The sequence below is a fragment of the Hymenobacter nivis genome (assembly GCF_006439025.1).
Lineage (GTDB): Bacteria > Bacteroidota > Bacteroidia > Cytophagales > Hymenobacteraceae > Hymenobacter > Hymenobacter nivis_A.
Map to the genome: position 1 here is coordinate 138,259 of NZ_RCYZ01000009.1, position 18,051 is coordinate 156,309.

General features: G+C 65.2%; 14 protein-coding genes. 12 read left to right on the forward strand and 2 right to left on the reverse strand.

Translation table 11 applies throughout. The features are described from left to right. Positions 1–53: 53 nt before the first annotated feature. Positions 54–320 carry a hypothetical protein gene (locus EAH73_RS19445; protein WP_140469092.1) on the reverse strand — a complete coding sequence of 89 codons (267 nt, stop codon included), beginning with the start codon at positions 318–320 and terminating at the stop codon, positions 54–56. A gap of 373 nt (positions 321–693) precedes the next feature. Between EAH73_RS19445 and EAH73_RS19450 the strand changes: the two genes are divergently transcribed. The 8 genes from EAH73_RS19450 (at position 694) to EAH73_RS19485 (ending at position 11,895) form a co-directional block, all read left to right on the forward strand. Then, positions 694–1,698, forward strand: coding sequence for an aldo/keto reductase (locus EAH73_RS19450; RefSeq protein ID WP_140469093.1), 1,005 nt, complete (start codon positions 694–696; stop codon positions 1,696–1,698). Between the two features lie 168 nt (positions 1,699–1,866). Next, positions 1,867–2,466, forward strand: coding sequence for an RNA polymerase sigma-70 factor (locus tag EAH73_RS19455; RefSeq protein ID WP_140469094.1), 600 nt, complete (start codon positions 1,867–1,869; stop codon positions 2,464–2,466). A gap of 117 nt (positions 2,467–2,583) precedes the next feature. Continuing rightward, positions 2,584–3,624 carry a FecR family protein gene (locus EAH73_RS19460; RefSeq protein WP_140469095.1) on the forward strand — a complete coding sequence of 347 codons (1,041 nt, stop codon included), beginning with the start codon at positions 2,584–2,586 and terminating at the stop codon, positions 3,622–3,624. Between the two features lie 91 nt (positions 3,625–3,715). Further along, entirely contained in the window at positions 3,716–6,979 is a 3,264-nt protein-coding gene (locus EAH73_RS19465; RefSeq protein ID WP_140469096.1) for a SusC/RagA family TonB-linked outer membrane protein, read from the forward strand. Positions 6,980–7,000: 21 nt separating this feature from the next. Next, the gene (locus EAH73_RS19470) at positions 7,001–8,707 is read left to right on the forward strand and encodes a RagB/SusD family nutrient uptake outer membrane protein (RefSeq protein WP_140469097.1); all 1,707 of its coding nucleotides are present in this window, start codon (positions 7,001–7,003) and stop codon (positions 8,705–8,707) included. 163 nt (positions 8,708–8,870) lie between these two features. Next, the gene (locus tag EAH73_RS19475) at positions 8,871–9,356 is read left to right on the forward strand and encodes a YdeI/OmpD-associated family protein (RefSeq protein ID WP_140469098.1); all 486 of its coding nucleotides are present in this window, start codon (positions 8,871–8,873) and stop codon (positions 9,354–9,356) included. Between the two features lie 30 nt (positions 9,357–9,386). Continuing rightward, entirely contained in the window at positions 9,387–10,478 is a 1,092-nt protein-coding gene (gene proB, locus EAH73_RS19480) for a glutamate 5-kinase (RefSeq protein ID WP_140469099.1), read from the forward strand. 145 nt (positions 10,479–10,623) lie between these two features. Beyond that, positions 10,624–11,895 carry a glutamate-5-semialdehyde dehydrogenase gene (locus tag EAH73_RS19485; protein ID WP_140469100.1) on the forward strand — a complete coding sequence of 424 codons (1,272 nt, stop codon included), beginning with the start codon at positions 10,624–10,626 and terminating at the stop codon, positions 11,893–11,895. Positions 11,896–11,905: 10 nt separating this feature from the next. On the opposite strand, the gene EAH73_RS19490 is transcribed toward EAH73_RS19485, so the two are convergent. After that, a complete protein-coding gene (locus EAH73_RS19490) occupies positions 11,906–12,358 on the reverse strand; it encodes a DUF2141 domain-containing protein (RefSeq protein ID WP_140469101.1) in 453 nt (150 codons plus the stop codon). Between the two features lie 103 nt (positions 12,359–12,461). Between EAH73_RS19490 and EAH73_RS19495 the strand changes: the two genes are divergently transcribed. The 4 genes from EAH73_RS19495 (at position 12,462) to EAH73_RS19510 (ending at position 18,046) form a co-directional block, all read left to right on the forward strand. After that, complete coding sequence (locus EAH73_RS19495) at positions 12,462–13,799, forward strand: NAD(P)/FAD-dependent oxidoreductase (protein WP_140469102.1); 1,338 nt, start codon at positions 12,462–12,464, stop codon at positions 13,797–13,799. A 122-nt stretch (positions 13,800–13,921) separates the two neighbouring features. Beyond that, positions 13,922–14,755 (forward strand): alpha/beta fold hydrolase, encoded by an 834-nt coding sequence (locus tag EAH73_RS19500; protein ID WP_140469103.1) that lies wholly within the window; start codon positions 13,922–13,924, stop codon positions 14,753–14,755. A gap of 88 nt (positions 14,756–14,843) precedes the next feature. Beyond that, positions 14,844–15,206: a winged helix-turn-helix domain-containing protein gene (locus EAH73_RS19505; protein WP_140469104.1), complete on the forward strand. Its 363-nt coding sequence runs from the start codon at positions 14,844–14,846 to the stop codon at positions 15,204–15,206. Positions 15,207–15,397: 191 nt separating this feature from the next. Further along, positions 15,398–18,046, forward strand: coding sequence for a TonB-dependent receptor (locus tag EAH73_RS19510; RefSeq protein WP_205013026.1), 2,649 nt, complete (start codon positions 15,398–15,400; stop codon positions 18,044–18,046). The last annotated feature ends 5 nt before the right edge of the window (positions 18,047–18,051 follow it).

Consider the following 18,051-nt stretch of genomic DNA (forward strand, 5'->3'; position numbering starts at 1 on the left):
TGCCGGCATAACACGCGAGGCCCGGCCGAATGTTCGGCCGGGGGCCCCACCGATTAAATCTTGGCGGCAGCCTTGCGGCCTTTCAGGTTTTTCTTGGCGCCGTCGAGCTGAAGCTCCAGGGCCTTGAGGCGGTCTTTCTCGGTGTCCACCAAACGCTTCTGGGTGTCCACTTGGTCTTGCAGTTGCTGGGCCTGCCGGGCTTGCTCGGCAATGTACGGGTCGCTGGAATTGACGCCGCTGACGCCACGCGAGCAGCTGGCCAACGAGAGGCTTATAACGGCGGCGGCGGCTACTGAAGTAGCGAGTGATTTGATAGACATGTAAATGGAAAAAAGTAAAAAATGGGTTGGAATAGAATACTGAACGTCGGATAAAAACGGGTATTTCAGCATGGTAGCAATGCCGTGGCTCATTGCTATCGTGCCCATTTTTACGGATTTAATTGCGGCAACGTTGCACAAATCACTTTATTAATTGGATTTTATTAGCCGGTAAAAAGCTGGCTGCTGGGTGGCAACCCGTGGCTTTGGGGCCCCCGTGCCCACCTGAACGGCCAGCGCCGGGGCTTGCTGGCGTTGGGCCCCAGGGCTGCCGGGCCAGGGCCCCGGCGCGGTAACCCTGGGGCCCCAAACTGGGTTAAATACGCTGGGGCCCTAGGGGGCCTTTTGCATTTTCTACCTACCGCACTTCACCATGGAATTTCAAGAATTGGGCGCCTCGGGCGTCAAGGTTTCGCGCATCACGTTTGGCAGCTGGGCGGCCGGCGGCTGGATGTGGGGCGGCACCGAGCAGAACGACGCCGTGGGCGCCATCCACGCCAGCTACGAGCTGGGGGTGACCAGCATCGACACGGCGCCCATTTACGGGCAGGGCCTGAGCGAGCAGATTGTGGGCGAGGCCATAAAAAGCCTGCCGCGCGACAAGGTGCAGGTGCTCACCAAGTTCGGCATGCGCTGGGACTTGAACAAGGGCGACTTCGCCATGAAAACCAAGGACAACGCGGGCCACGACCTCGACGTGTACAAGTACGCCAGCCGCGACAGCATCATCAAGGAGTGCGAGGACAGCCTCCAGCGCCTGGGCACCGATTACATTGACCTCTACCAGCAGCACTGGCCCGACACCACCACGCCGATCGACGAAACGATGGAGGCCGTGCAGCGCCTCATCGAGCAGGGCAAAGTGCGCGCCGCGGGCGTGAGCAACTACTCGGTGGCGCAGATGGAAGAAGCCGAGAAAACCATCCAGCTGGCTTCCAACCAGGTGCCGTACAGCATGCTGAAGCGCGACATTGAGAAGGACGTGGTGCCGTATTGCCAGGCCAACAACAAGGGCATCTTGGTGTACAGCCCCTTGCAGCTGGGCCTGCTGACGGGCAAGATGAAGCCCGGCCAGCACTTCGACGCCAGCGACCTGCGCAGCACCAACAAGCTGTTCCAGCCTGAGAGCGTGGCCCGCGTGAACGAGTTTCTGAACAAGATTCGGCCCCTGGCCGAAACCAAAGGTGCCACCCTCGGCCAACTCGTGCTGCGCTGGACGCTGGCGCAGCCCGGCATCACGGTGGCGCTGGTGGGGGCCCGCAACCCCGAGCAGGCTGTGCAAAACGCCCGGGCCATCGACGTGCAACTGAGCTTCGAAGAAATCGACTTCATCAACAAGCAGTTGCGAGCCTTGGCCGAGGCCCCGGCCGCGGCGTAGGCATGCGCCCAATTGGGGCCCCCGGGCAGCGGTGCTGCGCCTGGGGGCCCTAGTTTGGAAGCAGTGTGGAACTTGGCTGGCACTGCGCAGGCAGTTGGTACTATTTCGTTGCAGATAAGTATATTTACCGTAATGCTTACTCTGGCTTCTAATTATTAGTACCGCTTCGTGAGTTCTGCGCCACCCCAGCCTTATGTTTCGTGGACGGATGCTGCCCTGCTGGACGCCTTGGCCACGGGTAGCCGGGGGGCCTTCGCCGCGCTCTACGAGCGGCACTGGCAGCGGGTGTTCGACCTGGCCCACCGCAAGCTGAAATCGCGGGAAGCGGCCGAAGAGGTGGTGCAAGAGTTGTTTGCTGCCCTTTGGCACAAGCGGCAGACGCAAAGTATTGCGCAGCTGGACCACTACTTGCTGGCCGCCACCAGCCACCGGGTGATTGGCTACATCCGCGCCCACCGGGTGCGCGCCCACTACGCCGACTACTGCCGCACCCTGCCCGGCGAGGCCACCCGCGAAACCGAAGAAGCCCTGGCCGTGGCCGACCTATCGGCCGCCTTGCAGCGGGGCGTGGAGCAGCTGCCCGAGAAGTCGCGCGAGGTGTTCCAGCTGAGCCGCCTGGAGCACCGCTCGGTGGCGGAAATAGCCACCCGCCTGCACGTCACGCCCAAGGCCGTGGAGTACCACCTCACAAAATCGCTGAAGCTCTTGCGCACTTACCTGCGGGAATTCACGGTGGCGGTGCTGCCGCTTTTGCTTTTTATGCGCTGATAGCCAGGGGCCCTATCCCTGCCCCAGATAATTATTTAAAAAAAATCGGGCATCCCTTTAGGGGTAGGTCCGAGGCGGGCGTCTTTCCCTTTAGACCCCCACCTCGGACCCATAGCCATGACGGAAGCTGCCTTTGAAGAAATGCTCCAGCGCTACCTCGACGGCACCAGCCGGCCGGGCGAGCGGGAGCTGGTGGCGCGGTGGAGCAACCAGCTGGGGGCCCCCCAGGACATCGTTCTTTCGGCGGCTGAGCGCGAGCAAGTGCGTGCGGCCATGTGGCACCAAGTAGAGCGCCTCACCTTGGACGCTGGCGAAAAGCCGGCGGCCCGCAGCCGCATTTTGGGGCCCCCGGCCGCCTTCTGGCAGGCACCGGTGCTGCGCTGGGCCGCCGCCGCGGTGCTCGTGCTAGGGGGCGCGGGAGCCCTGGCCCTGCTGCGCCAAGCGCCGGCGGCCACCCACACGCCGGCCATTGCTTGGGTGTGGCAGCGCAACGCCGGGCCGCAGGTGCAGCTGCTGCGGCTGGCCGATAGCAGCCGCGTGGCCCTCTCGCCGGGCAGCAGCCTCCAGTACCGGCCCGGCCTGGCCGGGGCCCGCCGCGAGGTGCGGTTGAAGGGCGAAGCCTTCTTCCAAGTGGCCAAAAACCCGGCCCGGCCCTTTCTGGTGTACACCGACCAGCTGGTGACCACGGTGCTGGGCACCAGCTTCCGGGTGAAGGCCTACGCGGGCCGCAACAACGAGGTGGCCGTGCGGGAGGGGCGCGTGTCGGTGCAGGTGCGCCGGGGGGCCGACCTGCGCGCCACCCCGGTGCAGCCCGCCGCCGGGGGCGTGGTGCTGCTGCCCAACCAGCAGGTGGTTTTCGCGGCGCTGGACCCGCACCCGCTGCGCAAGAATCTGGTAGCCAACCCCGTAATAGTGGTCCCGCAGGCGTTCACATTCACCAAGCAGCCCGTGGCCAAAGTGCTGCAGGCGCTGGAAAAAGCCTACGGCGTGGACATCCTCTACGACGCCAACAAGGTGGCCAACTGCACCATCACGGTCACCTTCTACCAGGAGTCGCTCTACGAAAAGCTCGACCTGCTGAGCAAAGCCCTGGGGGCCCACTACGCCCCCATCGACGATGCCCGCATTCAATTTGATACCAACGGCTGCGCGCCCTAGGGCCCCACGGGCTACCCCGCCGGGGGGCACACGCACGCAACCGGTCCCGCCTTCTTTCTTCTCCCCATTTCCACGCAATCGTTTTCTGCGCATGAAAAACCAAGTACTTTTTTCGCGGCGTTTCGGGCAGCCGCTGCGAATATTGGCGCTCCAGTCGGCCCTGGCCCTGCCGCTGACGGCCGTGGCCTTCACCCCGCCCGTGATGGCCCAGCAGGGGCTGCTCGAACGCCACGTGACGCTCCAGGCCGAGGCGCAGACCATCGAATCGGTGCTGAGCACCCTTGAACAGCAGCTGGCGGTGCACTTCGTGTACAGCCCGCAGCTCATCGGCTCGGAGCGGCGCGTGACGCTGCGCGTAACGGACCAGCCGCTACAGCAGGTGCTGAGCGAGCTGCTGGCGCCGCGCAAGGCCCAGTTTGAGGTGCGCAAAAACCGGGTGATTCTCAGCCAGGCGGGCCCCGGCAGCGCCGCCGCCAACGTGCCGGTGGCGGGCCGCGTAACGCAGGACAAAGGCCAGGGCCTGCCCGGGGTCACCATCGTGGTGAAGGGCACCACCCAGGGCACCACCACCGACGCCGACGGCAACTTCTCGCTGTCGGTGCCCGAGGGCAGCGTGTTGCAGTTCAGCTACATCGGCTTCAACCCCCAGGAGGTAACGGTGCGCGAGGCCAACCCCGCGCTGCAAATTGCCATGCAGGAAAACAGCCAGTCGCTTGATAACGTTATCGTTGTCGGCTACGGCAGCCTCGACAAGAAGGAGGTAACCAGCACCATCACCCACATCGACAGCAAGGAGCTGCTGACGGTGGCGGCCATCAACCCGCTCACGGCGCTGCAAGGCAAGGTGGCCGGCCTCACCATCGCCAACGGCTCGGCCGGCGACCCCAACTCGCAGCCCAGCGTGCAGCTCCGCGGCGTGTCGTCGCGCAGCGCCGGCCTGGGGCCCCTCATCGTCATCAACGGCGTGCCGGGGGGCAACCTGGAAAACATCAACCAGAACGACATCGCCTCCATCGACGTGCTGAAGGGCGGCGCGGCGTCGGCCATTTACGGCACCCGCGGCAGCAACGGCGTGATTGTGGTGACCACCAAGAAGGGCAGCAAGGAAACCCAGCTCGACTACAGCACCTACGCCTCGTTCAACTACGCGACGCTGCAACCTAAGGTGCTCTCCCCCGAGGACTTCCTGGCCCAGAAGCGCGGCACGGATTTCGGCGCGCAAACGAACTGGCTGAAGGAGATTTCCCGCAGCTACGCTTTCGCGCAGAAGCACACCCTCACCGCGTCGGGGGGCTCGGAAAACAGTAACTACCGGGCCACGTTCGATTACCGCAACGCCAACGGCATTGATGTGCGCTCGGGCCGGCAGGAATACGGGGCCCGCATTTCGCTCAACCACACGGCCCCCAGCAAGCTCTACTCCATCGGCCTGAACTTTGCGCCCCGCTACATCAACGCCCGCAACGCCGACTACGCCAGCTTCGAGCAGGCGCTCACGCTGAACCCCACCATCCCGGTGCGGGACCCCGCCAACCCGACGCTCTATTACAACATCCGCACCGGCTTCGACGGCCCGTTCAACCCCGCCGAGCGCCTGCAAACGGAGCTGAACGGCACGGAAGGCAAAATCCTGAACTTCGACGCCAATTTCAAGCTGAACATCCTGCCCACGCTGACCACCCAGGTGACGTACGGGCAGTTTACCAGCGACTACTTCGACTTCGAGTTCCGGCCCTCCACCTCCACGTTTGCCAAGCAAAACGAGGGGGGCATGAACTCGGCCCGGCGCAACTACAACCGCAGCGACCAGCGCAGCCTGGAGTGGATCGGCAACTACACGCTCGACAAAAAAGACCACTCTTTGCAGGTGCTGGGGGGCTACTCGTACCAGTATTTCGTGTCGGAGGGCAGCGGCATCTACAACCGTAATTTCCCGTCCGACGCCTTCACCTACAACAACATCGGCACCGGCCTCTACGGGCAGGTGGCCGGGCGCACCGACGGCAGCAGCTACAAGAACGACTCGCGGCTGATTGCCTTTTTCGGGCGCGTCAACTACTCCTTCAAGAACCGCTACCTGTTCTCGGCCAGCTTGCGGCGCGAGGGCTCGTCGAAGTTTGGCACCGACAACAAGTGGGGCAACTTCCCGGCCGTGTCCGTGGGCTGGCGCATCAGCCAGGAACCCTTCATGGCCAACCAGCAGTGGATTAATGACCTGAAGCTGCGGGCCGACTACGGCGTGACCGGCAACCAGGATTTCGGCAACTACCTGTCCCAGAACCTCTACGGCGGCTTCGGCTACTACCTGCTCAACGGTACCTATTACCAGGTGTACGGCCCCACCCAAAACCTCAACGCCGACCTGCGCTGGGAGGAAGCCCAGAGCCTGAACATCGGGGTGGACTTTGCCCTGTTCAACAGCAAGCTCACCGGCAGCGTTAACTACTACTCGCGCCGCAACAAGGACCTGCTCGGCAACTACGCTGTGCCCATTCCGCCCAACACGCAGGGCAGCACGTTTGCCAACGTCGGCACCCTGGACAACTCGGGCGTGGAAGTGCAGCTCAACGCGCCCATCATCAGCAAGCCCAATTTCCGGTACGACATTTCCTTTGCCGGCGCCACCAACGGCAACAACTTCGTTTCCTTCTCCAACGACACCTACCAGGGCCAGACGTTCATCGACGTGGTGGGCCTGCCTTCGCCGGGCTCGCCGGGCAACGCGCAGCGCATCCAGGAGGGCCAGCGCATCGGCACGTTCTACATGCTGAAGTCGGCCGGCGTTGATGACCAGGGCCGCTTGCTGGTGTACGCCAAGGACGGCAGCACCGTCGTAGGCAACCAGGCCACCCTGGCCGACCGGCAAGTGGTGGGCAACGGCCTGCCCAAGTACACGCTCAGCCTGGGCAACACGTTTACTTACAAGAACTTTGACGCCTCCGTTTTCATTCGCAGCGTACTCGGGTTCGATGCCTTCAACACCCGGGCCTTCTACCTGGGCACGCCCGCTACGCAGTCCGAAGCCAACGTGCTGACCTCCGCTTACGATGGCAGCAAGTACTCCAAGCTCACCAACACCGCCACCGCCAACGTGCTCTCGGATTACTTCCTGGAAAAGGGCGACTTCGTGAAGCTCGACAACGTGAGCCTGGGGTACACCGTCAAGCTTGCTTCGAAGTACGCCCGTTCGCTGCGCCTCTACGCGGCGGCCAAGAACGTGCTGACGGTGACGAGCTACACCGGCGGCGACCCCGACATCCTGCCCATCAACGGGCTGTACCCGGGCATCAACGGCAACCGCCAGTACTATCCCGCTACTACGCAGGTCCTGTTCGGCCTCCAGCTGGGTCTGTAATCTTATCCCACCCTCGCCATTATGACTTCTCTTAAAACATACGCCCGCCTCTCGCTGGCCTTGGTGCTGGCCGGGCTGAGCAGCTGCACTAACCTGGACGAAACGCTCTACGACCGCATCACGCCCGACAACTTCCTGCGCACCAAGGACGACGTGTACCGCGACTTCCTGCGCACCTTCGAGCACGGCTACAACACTATTCAGGGCTCGCCCTTCCAGCTCCAGGAGCTGGGCGCCGACCAACTGATGACCCCCAACCGCGAGGGCGACTGGTTTGACGGCGGGCAGTACGCCCGGGCCCACTACCACACCTGGACGGTGCAGGAGGGCTACATCAACGACACGTGGAACCTGATGTACCAGGGCATCACGCTGGATACCAACTCCCTCGAAGACATTCAGGCCATCGACCCGGCCCAGTTCAACATGACCGTGGCCGAGCAAAACCAGCTGATTGCCGAGCTGCGCGTGATGCGGGCCTGGTACTACGTGCGCTTGCTCGACCTGTTCCGCAACGTGCAGATTATCACCAAGGTAAAGGGCGAAGTAAAGGGCCCCGACCAATCGACGCCCCAGGAAACGTTTGCCTTCATTGAAAAGGAGCTGAAGGAGTCGCTGCCGGCGCTGCTGGCCAAGGGCGACCCGGGCACGGACCAGTTCCAGGGGCGCTGGACCAAGGCGGGCGCGGCGGCCCTGCTGGCCCGCCTCTACCTGAACGCCAACGTCTACATCGGGCAAGACCACTACCCCGACTGCGCCGCGCTGTGCCAGGACGTTATCAGCGGCAAGTACGGCCCCTACGCCGCGGCCAGCCGCTGGGACGCGCCCTTCGACTGGAACAACGACCAGTCGTCGGAAACCATCTTCGCCTTTCCGGGCTCGTTTGGCCGCTCGCACTGGCAGTACGAGGGCGGCATGTACTTCTGGATGCTGCCGCCCAACGTGCCCATCAACTACATCGGCTTCACCGATTTTGGGGGTGGCAACTCGCGCTACGCGCTTCAGCCGGGCCGCGACGTGGATAACAACTTGTACAATTTTGTGGACGGCCGGCCCTTCGTCAAGTTTCAGAAGTACGCCGACGACGTGCGCCTGAAAACTTACAAGAACCTGGGCAACAGCACCCGCGAGGGCATGTTTTTGCAAGGCTATTTGATCAACCTCAACGGCCGCGACACCATTAAGAGCACCCGCGGCTACAACCTGTACCTGCGCGACCAGGTGGGCCTGTTCAAGTACACGAAGCCGGGCCAGGTGCTGGCCAACAAAACGTCGGACATGAACAATGCCGACTCCAACTCGGGGATTCCGCTGGTGAAATACCCTTTCTACCCGTCTTCCGACCCCAACAAGATTGAGGCCGACTACGCCGAGGTGCGCGTGGCCGAGGTGTACTACATGCTGGCCGAGTGCAAGCTGCGGGCCGGCGACCGGGCCACCGCGGCCCAGTTGCTGAACACGGTGCGCCGCCGCAACTACCCCGCCAACTCGCCGAGCCTGTACGCCACCGGCGGCGCCACCCTCACCGAGCAGGAAATGCTGGACGAGTGGGGCCGCGAATTCATCGGCGAAGGTCGCCGCCGCATCGACCTCATCCGCTTTGGCCGCTACAACAGCGGGGTTTGGTGGGACAAAAAGGCCGACACCGACGACCACACCAAAATCTTCCCCATCCCGCTGAATGCGCTGAACACCTCGCCGCAGCTCAAGCAAAACCCCGGCTACTAAGCGCTTAGCCATTGGCTGATGCTCTTGACATTAGGCAGTTACACACGAACCACTAGCTGCTTAATTAGAACCAAGTACCCCGGGGCCCCGCCGCGGCGGGGGCCCCGGGGCCGGACCTACGAAAAGGCGCTGCTATTTTTAGCAGCGCCTTTTCTTTGTTGCCATGTCCGTCGCCGCCTCGTTCAGTGCCGTGCTGGAGCCCGGGGGCCCCAGCTTCATGCCCACCCAAGTGGTGGTGGTGCCCGAGGCCGTGCGCGCCGCTTTGGGCCCCGGCACGAAGCGCGTGGTGTGCACCATCGGCGGGCACACCGAGCGGCTGGGACTGCTGCCGCGGGAAGGCGGCGGGCGCTACCTGCTGCTGCGCAAGGACTTGTGCGCGCAGCTGGGCCTGCAAATCGGGCAAGAAATTACCCTGAGCTTGGCGCCCGACCCCGACCCGGACCGCATCGACCTGCCCGATGAGCTGGCCGAAGCCCTGGCGGCCTGGCCCGAAGCCGAGGCGGCGTTCCAGGCCCACAGCGGGGCCCACAAGCGCGCCATGGCCCGCCACGTGGCCACCGCCAAAGCGGCCGACACCCGCGCCCGCCGCGCCGTGCAGCTGGCCGAGCGCCTGGCGCGGGGGGCCCACCCGTTTCGGGCCGGGGGCTGAACTGCGGGCCGGGCCGGTACTTTTGCCCCCATGCCCCTGCCCTACCGCCGCCTCGTCGTCAAAATCGGTTCCAACGTCCTCACCCAGCCCAACGGCCTGCCCGACCTCGACCGCCTCACCGAACTGGTGGCGCAGGTGGCCGCGCTGCACGCCAAGGGCCTGGAGGTCATCGTGGTATCGTCGGGGGCCGTGGCGGCGGGGCGCAGCCTGCTCACGCTGCCGCCCAAAACCGACGCCGTGCGCAGCCGCCAGGTGCTGGCCGCCCTGGGCCAGGTGAAGCTGCTGGGCCTGTACGCCGAGCGCCTGGCCACCCACGGCCTGCTGGGGGCCCAGGTGCTGGTGACGAAGGAAGATTTCCGCGACCGCCAGCACTACCAGAACATGCAGAACTGCTTCCTGGAGCTACTCCAGCAGCATGTGGTGCCCATCGTGAACGAGAACGACGTGGTGGCCGTCACGGAGCTGATGTTCACCGACAACGACGAGCTGGCCGGCCTCATCGCCGCGCAGCTCAACGCCGATGCGCTGATTATTCTCAGCAACGTGGACGGGATTTTTGACGGCGACCCGGCCGCGCCCGGTTCGCAGGTTATCCGCGAGATTGCGCCCGGGGCCACGGGCTTCGCCGATTTTGTGACCACGCAACGCTCGCAGTTCGGGCGGGGCGGCATGCTTACCAAGTGCCACATGGCCCATAAGGTGGCCAAGCTGGGCATTAGTGTGCACATTGCCAACGGCAAAACCGCCGGCATCCTGCCCGCCGTGCTGGCCGAAACCGCCGTCAACACCTGGTTCCGGCCGGGCAAAACGGCCTCGGGCCGGAAGAAGTGGCTGGCCCACGCCCAGGCCGCGGCCCAGGCCGTGGTGCGCGTGAACGCCGGGGCCCGCGCCGCCCTCACCGCCGCGGGCCACGCCAGCAGCCTGCTACCGGTGGGCGTGGTGGCCGTCGAGGGCACGTTCCAGAAGGGCGACATCGTGCGCCTCACCGACGACGCCACTGGCCAGCCCTTCGCCTTGGGCATCGCCGAGTACGGCTCGGAGAAGGCCCTGGAGTGGCTGGGCCAGCAGCACCAGCGCGCCCTGGTGCACTACGACTACCTGTTCCTGAACCCCGACGCTTGAGTAATTTCCAGGTTAGCGCACGGGCAGGCCCGTACACTAACCTGAATACCGCCTTGGGGCCCCGGCCGTCGCCTAGGCGGAGGCCCGGGCCGGGGGGGGGGCGGGTGGCATCCGCGTTATTTGCAAGGCTTTTGCCCTACCGCCCATGACGACGACTGCCACCGCCACCGACTACGCCGCCCTTTTCACGGCCACCCAGCAGGCCAGCTACGCGCTGGGGGCCCTGGCGCCCGCCGCCACCGATGCGCTGCTGCGCGACCTGGCCGCCGCCGTGCGCGCGGAAACGCCGTTTTTGCTGGCCGAAAATGCCCGCGACCTGGCCCTCATGCCCGCGGAGAACCCGAACCACGACCGCCTGCGCCTCACCGCTGAGCGCCTGGCCGGCATCGCCACCGATTTGGAGAATGTAGCTGCCCTGCCCTCGCCCCTCGGCCAGGCGCTCAGCGACAAGACGTTGCCCAACGGCCTGCACCTGCGCAAGGTGCGCGTGCCGCTGGGCGTGGTCGGCATCATCTACGAGGCGCGGCCCAACGTCACGTTCGACAGCATGGCCCTGTGCCTGAAAACCGGCAACGCCTGCCTGCTCAAGGGCGGCTCCGACGCCGCTTATTCCAACGCGGCGGCGCTGGCCGTGGCGGGGCCCGTGCTGGAGCGCCACGGCCTGCCGCGGACCGTGGCCACGCTGCTGCCGCCCGAGCGTGCTGCCACCGAGGCCCTGCTCGGGGCCGTGGGCTTCGTGGACGTGGTGATTCCGCGCGGCAGCCAGGGGCTGATTGACTACGTGCGGCAGCACGCCAAGGTGCCGGTCATCGAAACCGGGGCGGGCGTGGTGCATACCTACTTCGACGAAAGCGGCGACTTGGCCAAGGGCGCGGCCATTGTGGCCAATGCCAAAACCCGCCGCGTGAGCGTGTGCAACTCGCTCGACTGCTTGCTGATAAATGAGCACCGGTTGGCCGACTTGCCTGCGCTGGCGGCCCCGCTGGCCGCGGCCGGGGTGGAGGTGTTTGCCGATGCGCCGGCCCTGGGGGCCCTGGCCGGCCACTACCCCGCCGCCCTGCTGGCCCCGGCCGACGAGGCGCACTTCGGCACCGAGTTTTTGGCGCTGCGCATGGCCATCAAAACGGTGCCCGACCTGGCGGGGGCCCTGGCCCACATTGCCCGCCACGGCTCGCGCCACAGCGAAGCCATTATTTCCGAAACGGCGGCCCACATCGACACGTTTTTGCAGCGCGTGGACGCGGCCGCGGTGTACGCCAACGCCTCCACGGCCTTCACCGACGGCGCTCAGTTTGGGCTGGGGGCGGAAATCGGCATCAGCACCCAGAAGCTGCACGCCCGGGGCCCCATGGGCTTGGAGGAACTGACCAGCTACAAATGGCTGGTGCGCGGCGACGGCCAGGTGCGGCTGGGGTGAGCCGCGGACGCTACTCCATTAAGTGGATGGTCACCACTTTGCCGTCGGCGTCGGCCATGAATTTGCACTCCTCAAACTTGGGGGCCGAAAGCTTGGGGCGCACGTTGTTGGAAAACGCGTAGGGCTCGGTGGGGATACCCAGCAGGTTTTTGTCGAGCTTGGCGTTGTTGTTCACGTCCTGGGTGAGGGCCACGGCCCACTCGCCCTTGGCCAAGTCCACGGGTACCGAGATTTCGTGCTGGCCGTTGGGCTTCACCTCCAGCCGAAACGCCTGCTGGCCGTGCTTGAGGAAGGATTCGGCGCTGTGGTAGAAATTCAGCCGCACCACCGACTCGGTGGACACCAGGCCTACCACCACCACCGTGACCGCCGCCGTGGCGGGGCCCGGGGCGGCCACCGGGCCGGCGGGCCCCGCTACGCAATTGCCGCCAACCAAAAACGAGAAAAACAGTAAAGCCTTCATAGCAAGCACAATTAATCAGCACGGTGCGGCTGTAACGCCGCCCGGCGCCGAAAGAGTTCGGCCTTGGGGGCCCCAGGCCGCGCCCTTTGGCAATCTTTACGGCATGGATGGACTGACGAAAATTGACGATTTGGGCCAGCCGCGGGTGGTCATTGTGGGGGGTGGTTTCGGGGGGTTGGCGCTGGCGCAATCCTTGGCCAATGTGCCGGTGCAGGTGGTCCTCATCGACAAGCACAACTACCACGCTTTCCAACCGCTGCTGTACCAAGTAGCTACGGCTGGGCTGGCGGCCGACAACATCGTGGCCCCGTTCCGCAAGGCGCTGGGCAAGCAGAAGAACTTTTACTTCCGCCTGGCCGAGGTGCAGTCCATCGACGCCACGGCCCAGGTGGTGGAAACCACCATCGGCCTGCTGCGCTACGACTACCTAGTGCTGGCCACCGGCGCCACCAGCAACTTTTTTGGCGATGCGGTGATGGAGCAGAATGCCGTGACGCTGAAGAGCGTGAGCGACGCCCTGGAACTACGCAACACGCTGCTGGCCAACTTCGAGCAAGCCCTGCAGCTCGGCGACCGGGAGCAGCTCAACAGCCTGCTCGACTTCGTGATTGTGGGCGGGGGCCCCACGGGCGTGGAAATGGCCGGGGCCCTGAGCGAGCTGCGCGCCCACGTGTTTCCGCAGGACTACCGCGAGCTGGACCTCAAGCAGATGGACATCCACCTGGTGCAGAGCGGGCCGGTGCTGCTCAAGGGCATGTCGGCCAAGGCCTCGGCGCAGTCGCTGGCCGATTTGAAGGCCATGGGCGTGGAGGTGTGGCTGGATGCGAAAGTGAAGTCGTACGACGGCTACACGGCCACCCTCAGCACCGGCCAAAAGCTCATCACGCGCACGCTTATTTGGGCGGCGGGCGTAACGGGGGCCCCCGTGGCCGGCCTCGACCCGGCCAGCATGGGCCCCGGCAAGCGCTACTTCGTGGACGAGCACAACCGCGTGGCGGGCTACGAGAATGTGTTTGCCCTCGGCGACATTGCCCTGATGAAAACCACCGCCCACCCCGACGGCCACCCCCAGGTGGCGCAGCCGGCCTTGCAGCAGGGCCGCCTGCTGGGCCGCAACATCGCCCGCCTGCTGGGCGGCGAGCTGATGCAGCCCTTCCACTACGACGACAAAGGCAGCATGGCCACCATCGGCCGCAACCGGGCCGTGGCCGACGTGAAGTTTTTCGGCCACGAGTTCCACCTGAGCGGCCTGCTGGCGTGGCTGGCCTGGAGCCTGGTGCACGTGCTGGCCCTGGTGAACTACCGCAGCCGCATCGCCGTGGCCTTCACCTGGGCCTGGAACTACTGGAGCCGCGACAAAGGCCTGCGCTACATCATCGGGCGCATCAAGCCGTTGCTGGGCGGCAGCGTCGACACGCCCGCGGGCAAGGCTATTGTATAATGTCAGGTTTTAATTCTAACGTGCAATATGTATCTTTCATCGCGTAACCCACCCCACTCACCGTTTTCCCACCCTTTTTCCTGACGGATGAACGCTACGTCCGGCTTGGTTTAAATTAAATCATGGATTATTCTAGCAATTCGGACGCTGCCCAGCGCAGCCACGTCACCGTTACGGGCGCGGGCCCGGGGGCCCCGGCCATAGTTTTTCTGCACGGCCTCGGGGCCGACCAGGGCACGTGGCGGCTGCTGGCCCCGGCCTTCGAGGACGACTACCAGGTGGTGCGCCTCGACTTGGTGGGGGCCGGGCAGGCCGATGCCGACGCCTACGACCGGGTGCGCCACGGCTCGCTGCGCGGCCACGCCGATGACCTGCTGGCCGTACTGCGCGAGCTGGACCTGCGCGACGTGGTGTTTGTGGGCCATTCCGTGAGCTCGATGATCGGGGTGCTAGCCGCCATCAAGGAGCCGGCACGCTTTGGCCGGCTAGTGCTGCTGGCCCCTTCGCCGCGCTTCGTGAGCGCCGACGGCTACGCCGGGGCCTTCGCCCAGGCCGACATGGACGAGCTGCTGGCGGCCATGGACGGCAACTTCCCCGGCTGGGTGGACGGGGTGGCCCCGCTGATGGTGGGCCGCGACCAGCCCGAGCTGACGATGGAGCTCACCAACAGCTTCCTGCAGACCAACCCCGAGCTGGCCCGGCACTTTGCCCGCGTCACCTTCCTCTGCGACCACCGCCTCGACCTGCCCTTTCTAACCACGCCCACCCTCATTTTGCAGTGCGCCCGCGACGTGATTGCGCCCCTGGCCGTGGGCCATTACCTGCACGAGCAGCTGTCTGACAGCCAGTTGGGCATCATCGACACGCCCGGCCACTGCGCCCACCTCACGGCCCCGGCCGATACGCTGGCCGCCATCCGGCGCTTTTTGCCCGCCCCCGAGGCCGTGCTGGCCTAGCCCGCGGCCCCGCCCGTGGGGGCCCTACTTGCGCCGCCGACGGATTCCTGGGAATCGGTCGGCGGCGTTTTTGCGTAAAATTGCGCCTATGAAAGACCTGCTGCCCGCCCCCGCCGACTACCGCCTTGAAGGCCGCGTGTGGGTGCAGGGGCCCCACGACCGTTTCCTCGGCATTGGCCGGCTCGAGCTGCTGGTGCAAATCCAGGCCACGGGCTCCATCTCGCGGGCCGCAGCGGCCATGGGCATGTCCTACAAGCGCGCCTGGGACCTGGTGCACTCCATGAACACCCAGGCCCGCACGCCGCTGGTGGCCACCCAAACCGGCGGCAAGAGTGGCGGCGGGGCCCTGCTCACCCCCGCCGGGGCCCAGGCCGTGGCCGAGTTCCAAGACGTACAGGCCCGCTTCCGCGCCTTCTTGGCCGACGAAACCCAGCGGCTGGCCGGGCAATAGTGTTTGGGGGTAAGAAAAGCCGCCGCTGCGCTGGCCGGCACGGCAAACAATTCGGCATCCCAAACGTTATATTCGCCAAAATATAGCCGATGGGTTCCTTTGAATTCCTTTCGGCTGTGACGAATGCGACGCATCGTAGCCGTTATATTTTGTAAAATACAACCCGTTGGAATTGTCCTTTATCAACTTGTATGGTGCATAAACTACGCTCGTTGCGGGGCGCGGCGGCGGCGGCCGTGGCCCTCGAAGTACTCGCTTCCCACGCCGCCGCAGCCCAGGGGGCCCCGCGCCGCGCCGCCCAGCGCGATACCTCGAAGGTGGACCTGAGCGAGGTGGTGGTGGCCGCCTCGCGGGTGGAGGAAAGCATCTTGCAGTCGCCGGTGACGGTGGAAAAAATCAACCCCCGGGCCCTGCGGCTCACGCCGGCCCCGTCGTTTTTCGACGCCATCGAGTACCTCAAGGGCGTGCAGGTGCTCACGCCCAGCCTGGGCTTCAAGGTCATCAACGCCCGGGGCTTCACCAACACCACCAACGTGCGCTTTGCGCAGCTCGTGGACGGCGTGGACAACCAGGCGCCGCACATCGGGGGCCCCATCGGCAACGTGCTGGGGCCCAGCGACCTTGATATACTGGCGGTGGAAGTGGTGCCAGGCACGGCCTCGGCCCTGTACGGGCTCAACGCCATCAACGGGCTGGCCAACTTTAGCACCCGCAACCCATTCAAGTTCCAGGGTCTGAGCGTGCAGCAAAAAACGGGCGTCAACCACGTGAACGACGCCAACGTGGGGGCCAAAGCGTATTCCGAAACCAGCGTGCGCTTTGCCAAAGTGCTGTCGGACCGGTGGGCCTTCAAAATAAACGGCACCTACCTGCGCGGCTACGACTGGGTGGCCAACGACCAGACCGAGCTGAACCCCAACGGCAACGCCACCACCGGCCTGTTCGGGGCCCAAAATCCGGCCCAGGACCAGGTGAACCGCTACGGCAACGAGTCGTCGGACCGCAGCACGCTCACGCTCGGCGGCAAGCAGTACTCGGTGGCCCGCACCGGCTACAATGAGCAGGACGTGACCCGCTACGACCTGCGCACGCTGAAGGGCGACCTGGCCCTGCACCGCAAGCTGGGGCCCCAGTCGGAGCTGAGCTACACCTACCGGGTGGCCAGCTTCGACAACGTGTACCAGCGCTCGAACCGCTTCCGGCTGCAAGGCTACCTCTTGCAGCAGCACGCCTTGCAACTGATGGGCCCCGTGGTGCAGGCCCGCGCCTACTTCACGCAAGAAACTACCGGCCAGAGTTATAACCTGCGCTCGGCGGCCGAAAACCTGGACCGCAGCTACAAGCCCGACGCCGCCTGGAACCAGGACTTCACCAGCGCCTGGAACGCGGCCACCGCCGCCGGCCAGCCCGTGGCCCAGGCCCTGGCCAGCGCCCGCACCGCCGCCGACGCCGGCCGCTACCAGCCTGGCACGGCGGCGTTCGACCAGAAGCTGAAGGACCTGGAGAACATCAACAACTGGGACGTGGGCGCGGCCCTGCGCGTGCGCGCCCACCTGGCCCACGCCGAGGCCCAGGTGAACATCGGCGAGGCCCTGCGCCGCGGTGGCGCCGCCCTGCCGGCGGCCCTCGACCTACTAGCCGGCGCCGACCACCGCAGCTACATCGTGGTGCCCGACGGCAACTACTTCATCAACCCCGCCCCGGGCCAAGACCCGCTCACCAGCGACCTAGTGTACAGCAAAACCGGCGGCTTCGTACAGGCCGGGGCCCACTTGCTGGCCGACAAGCTGCGCCTGACGGCCACGCTGCGGGTGGACAAAAACGACTACTTCAGCGCCAAGTTCAACCCCCGGCTCACGGCGGTGTACTCGCCCACGCAGCGCCACAACTTCCGCCTCAGCTACCAGAGCGGCTACCGGTTCCCGAGCCTGTTCGAGGGCTTCAGCAACGTGAACAGCGGCCAGGTGAAGCGCATCGGCGGGCTGCGGGTGATGAGCGACGGCGTGTTTGAGAACAGCTATCTGCGCACGAGCATCGACGCCTTCAACACCGCCGTAACGGCCAACGTGAACGCCAACGCCTCGGCCCAAACCGCGGCCCAGAAGCGCGCCGCGGCCATATTGGCCAACCAGAACTTGCTGGTGAAGAACCCCTATACCTACATCAAACCCGAGTACATCCGCTCGCTCGAGCTGGGCTACAAGGCTGCACTGGGCCCCGGCGGCCGCCTGCAGGCCGACGTGGATTTCTACTACAACTCGTACCGCGACTTCATTGCCCAGGTGGAAGCCTACGTGCCCCAAACCACCGCCGGCGCGGCCCTGGCCACCGGCACCGACCTCAACACCATCGCCACGGCCCTGAACGCCCGCACCGGCCAGGCCCGCTACCGCCTCTGGACGAACTCGCAGAGCCAGGTGTACAACTACGGCGGCTCGCTGGGCCTGCGCTACGAGGTGGCCAGCGGCTACCTCGTGGGCGCCAACACCACCTATACCCGTCTCGACCGCACCGAGAACGGCGACGGCCTCGAAGACGGCTTCAACACCCCGCGCTGGGCCTACAACCTGAGCCTGGGCAACGAGCGAGCCGTCGGCAACTTCGGCTTCGGCCTCAACTACCGCTGGCAGCAGCACTACTACTCGCAAACGTTTTTGGTGAACGGCGACGTGCCCGCTTACAACTCGCTCGATGCGCAAGTGACCTACGCCGTGCCCGCGCCCAACCTGCGCTTCAAGCTGGGCGCCAGCAACGTGCTGAACAATTACTACGTGACCTACCTCGGGGGCCCCAGCGTGGGCGGCCTGTATTATTTGGCCGTCACGTACAGCGTGAAGTAGCGCGT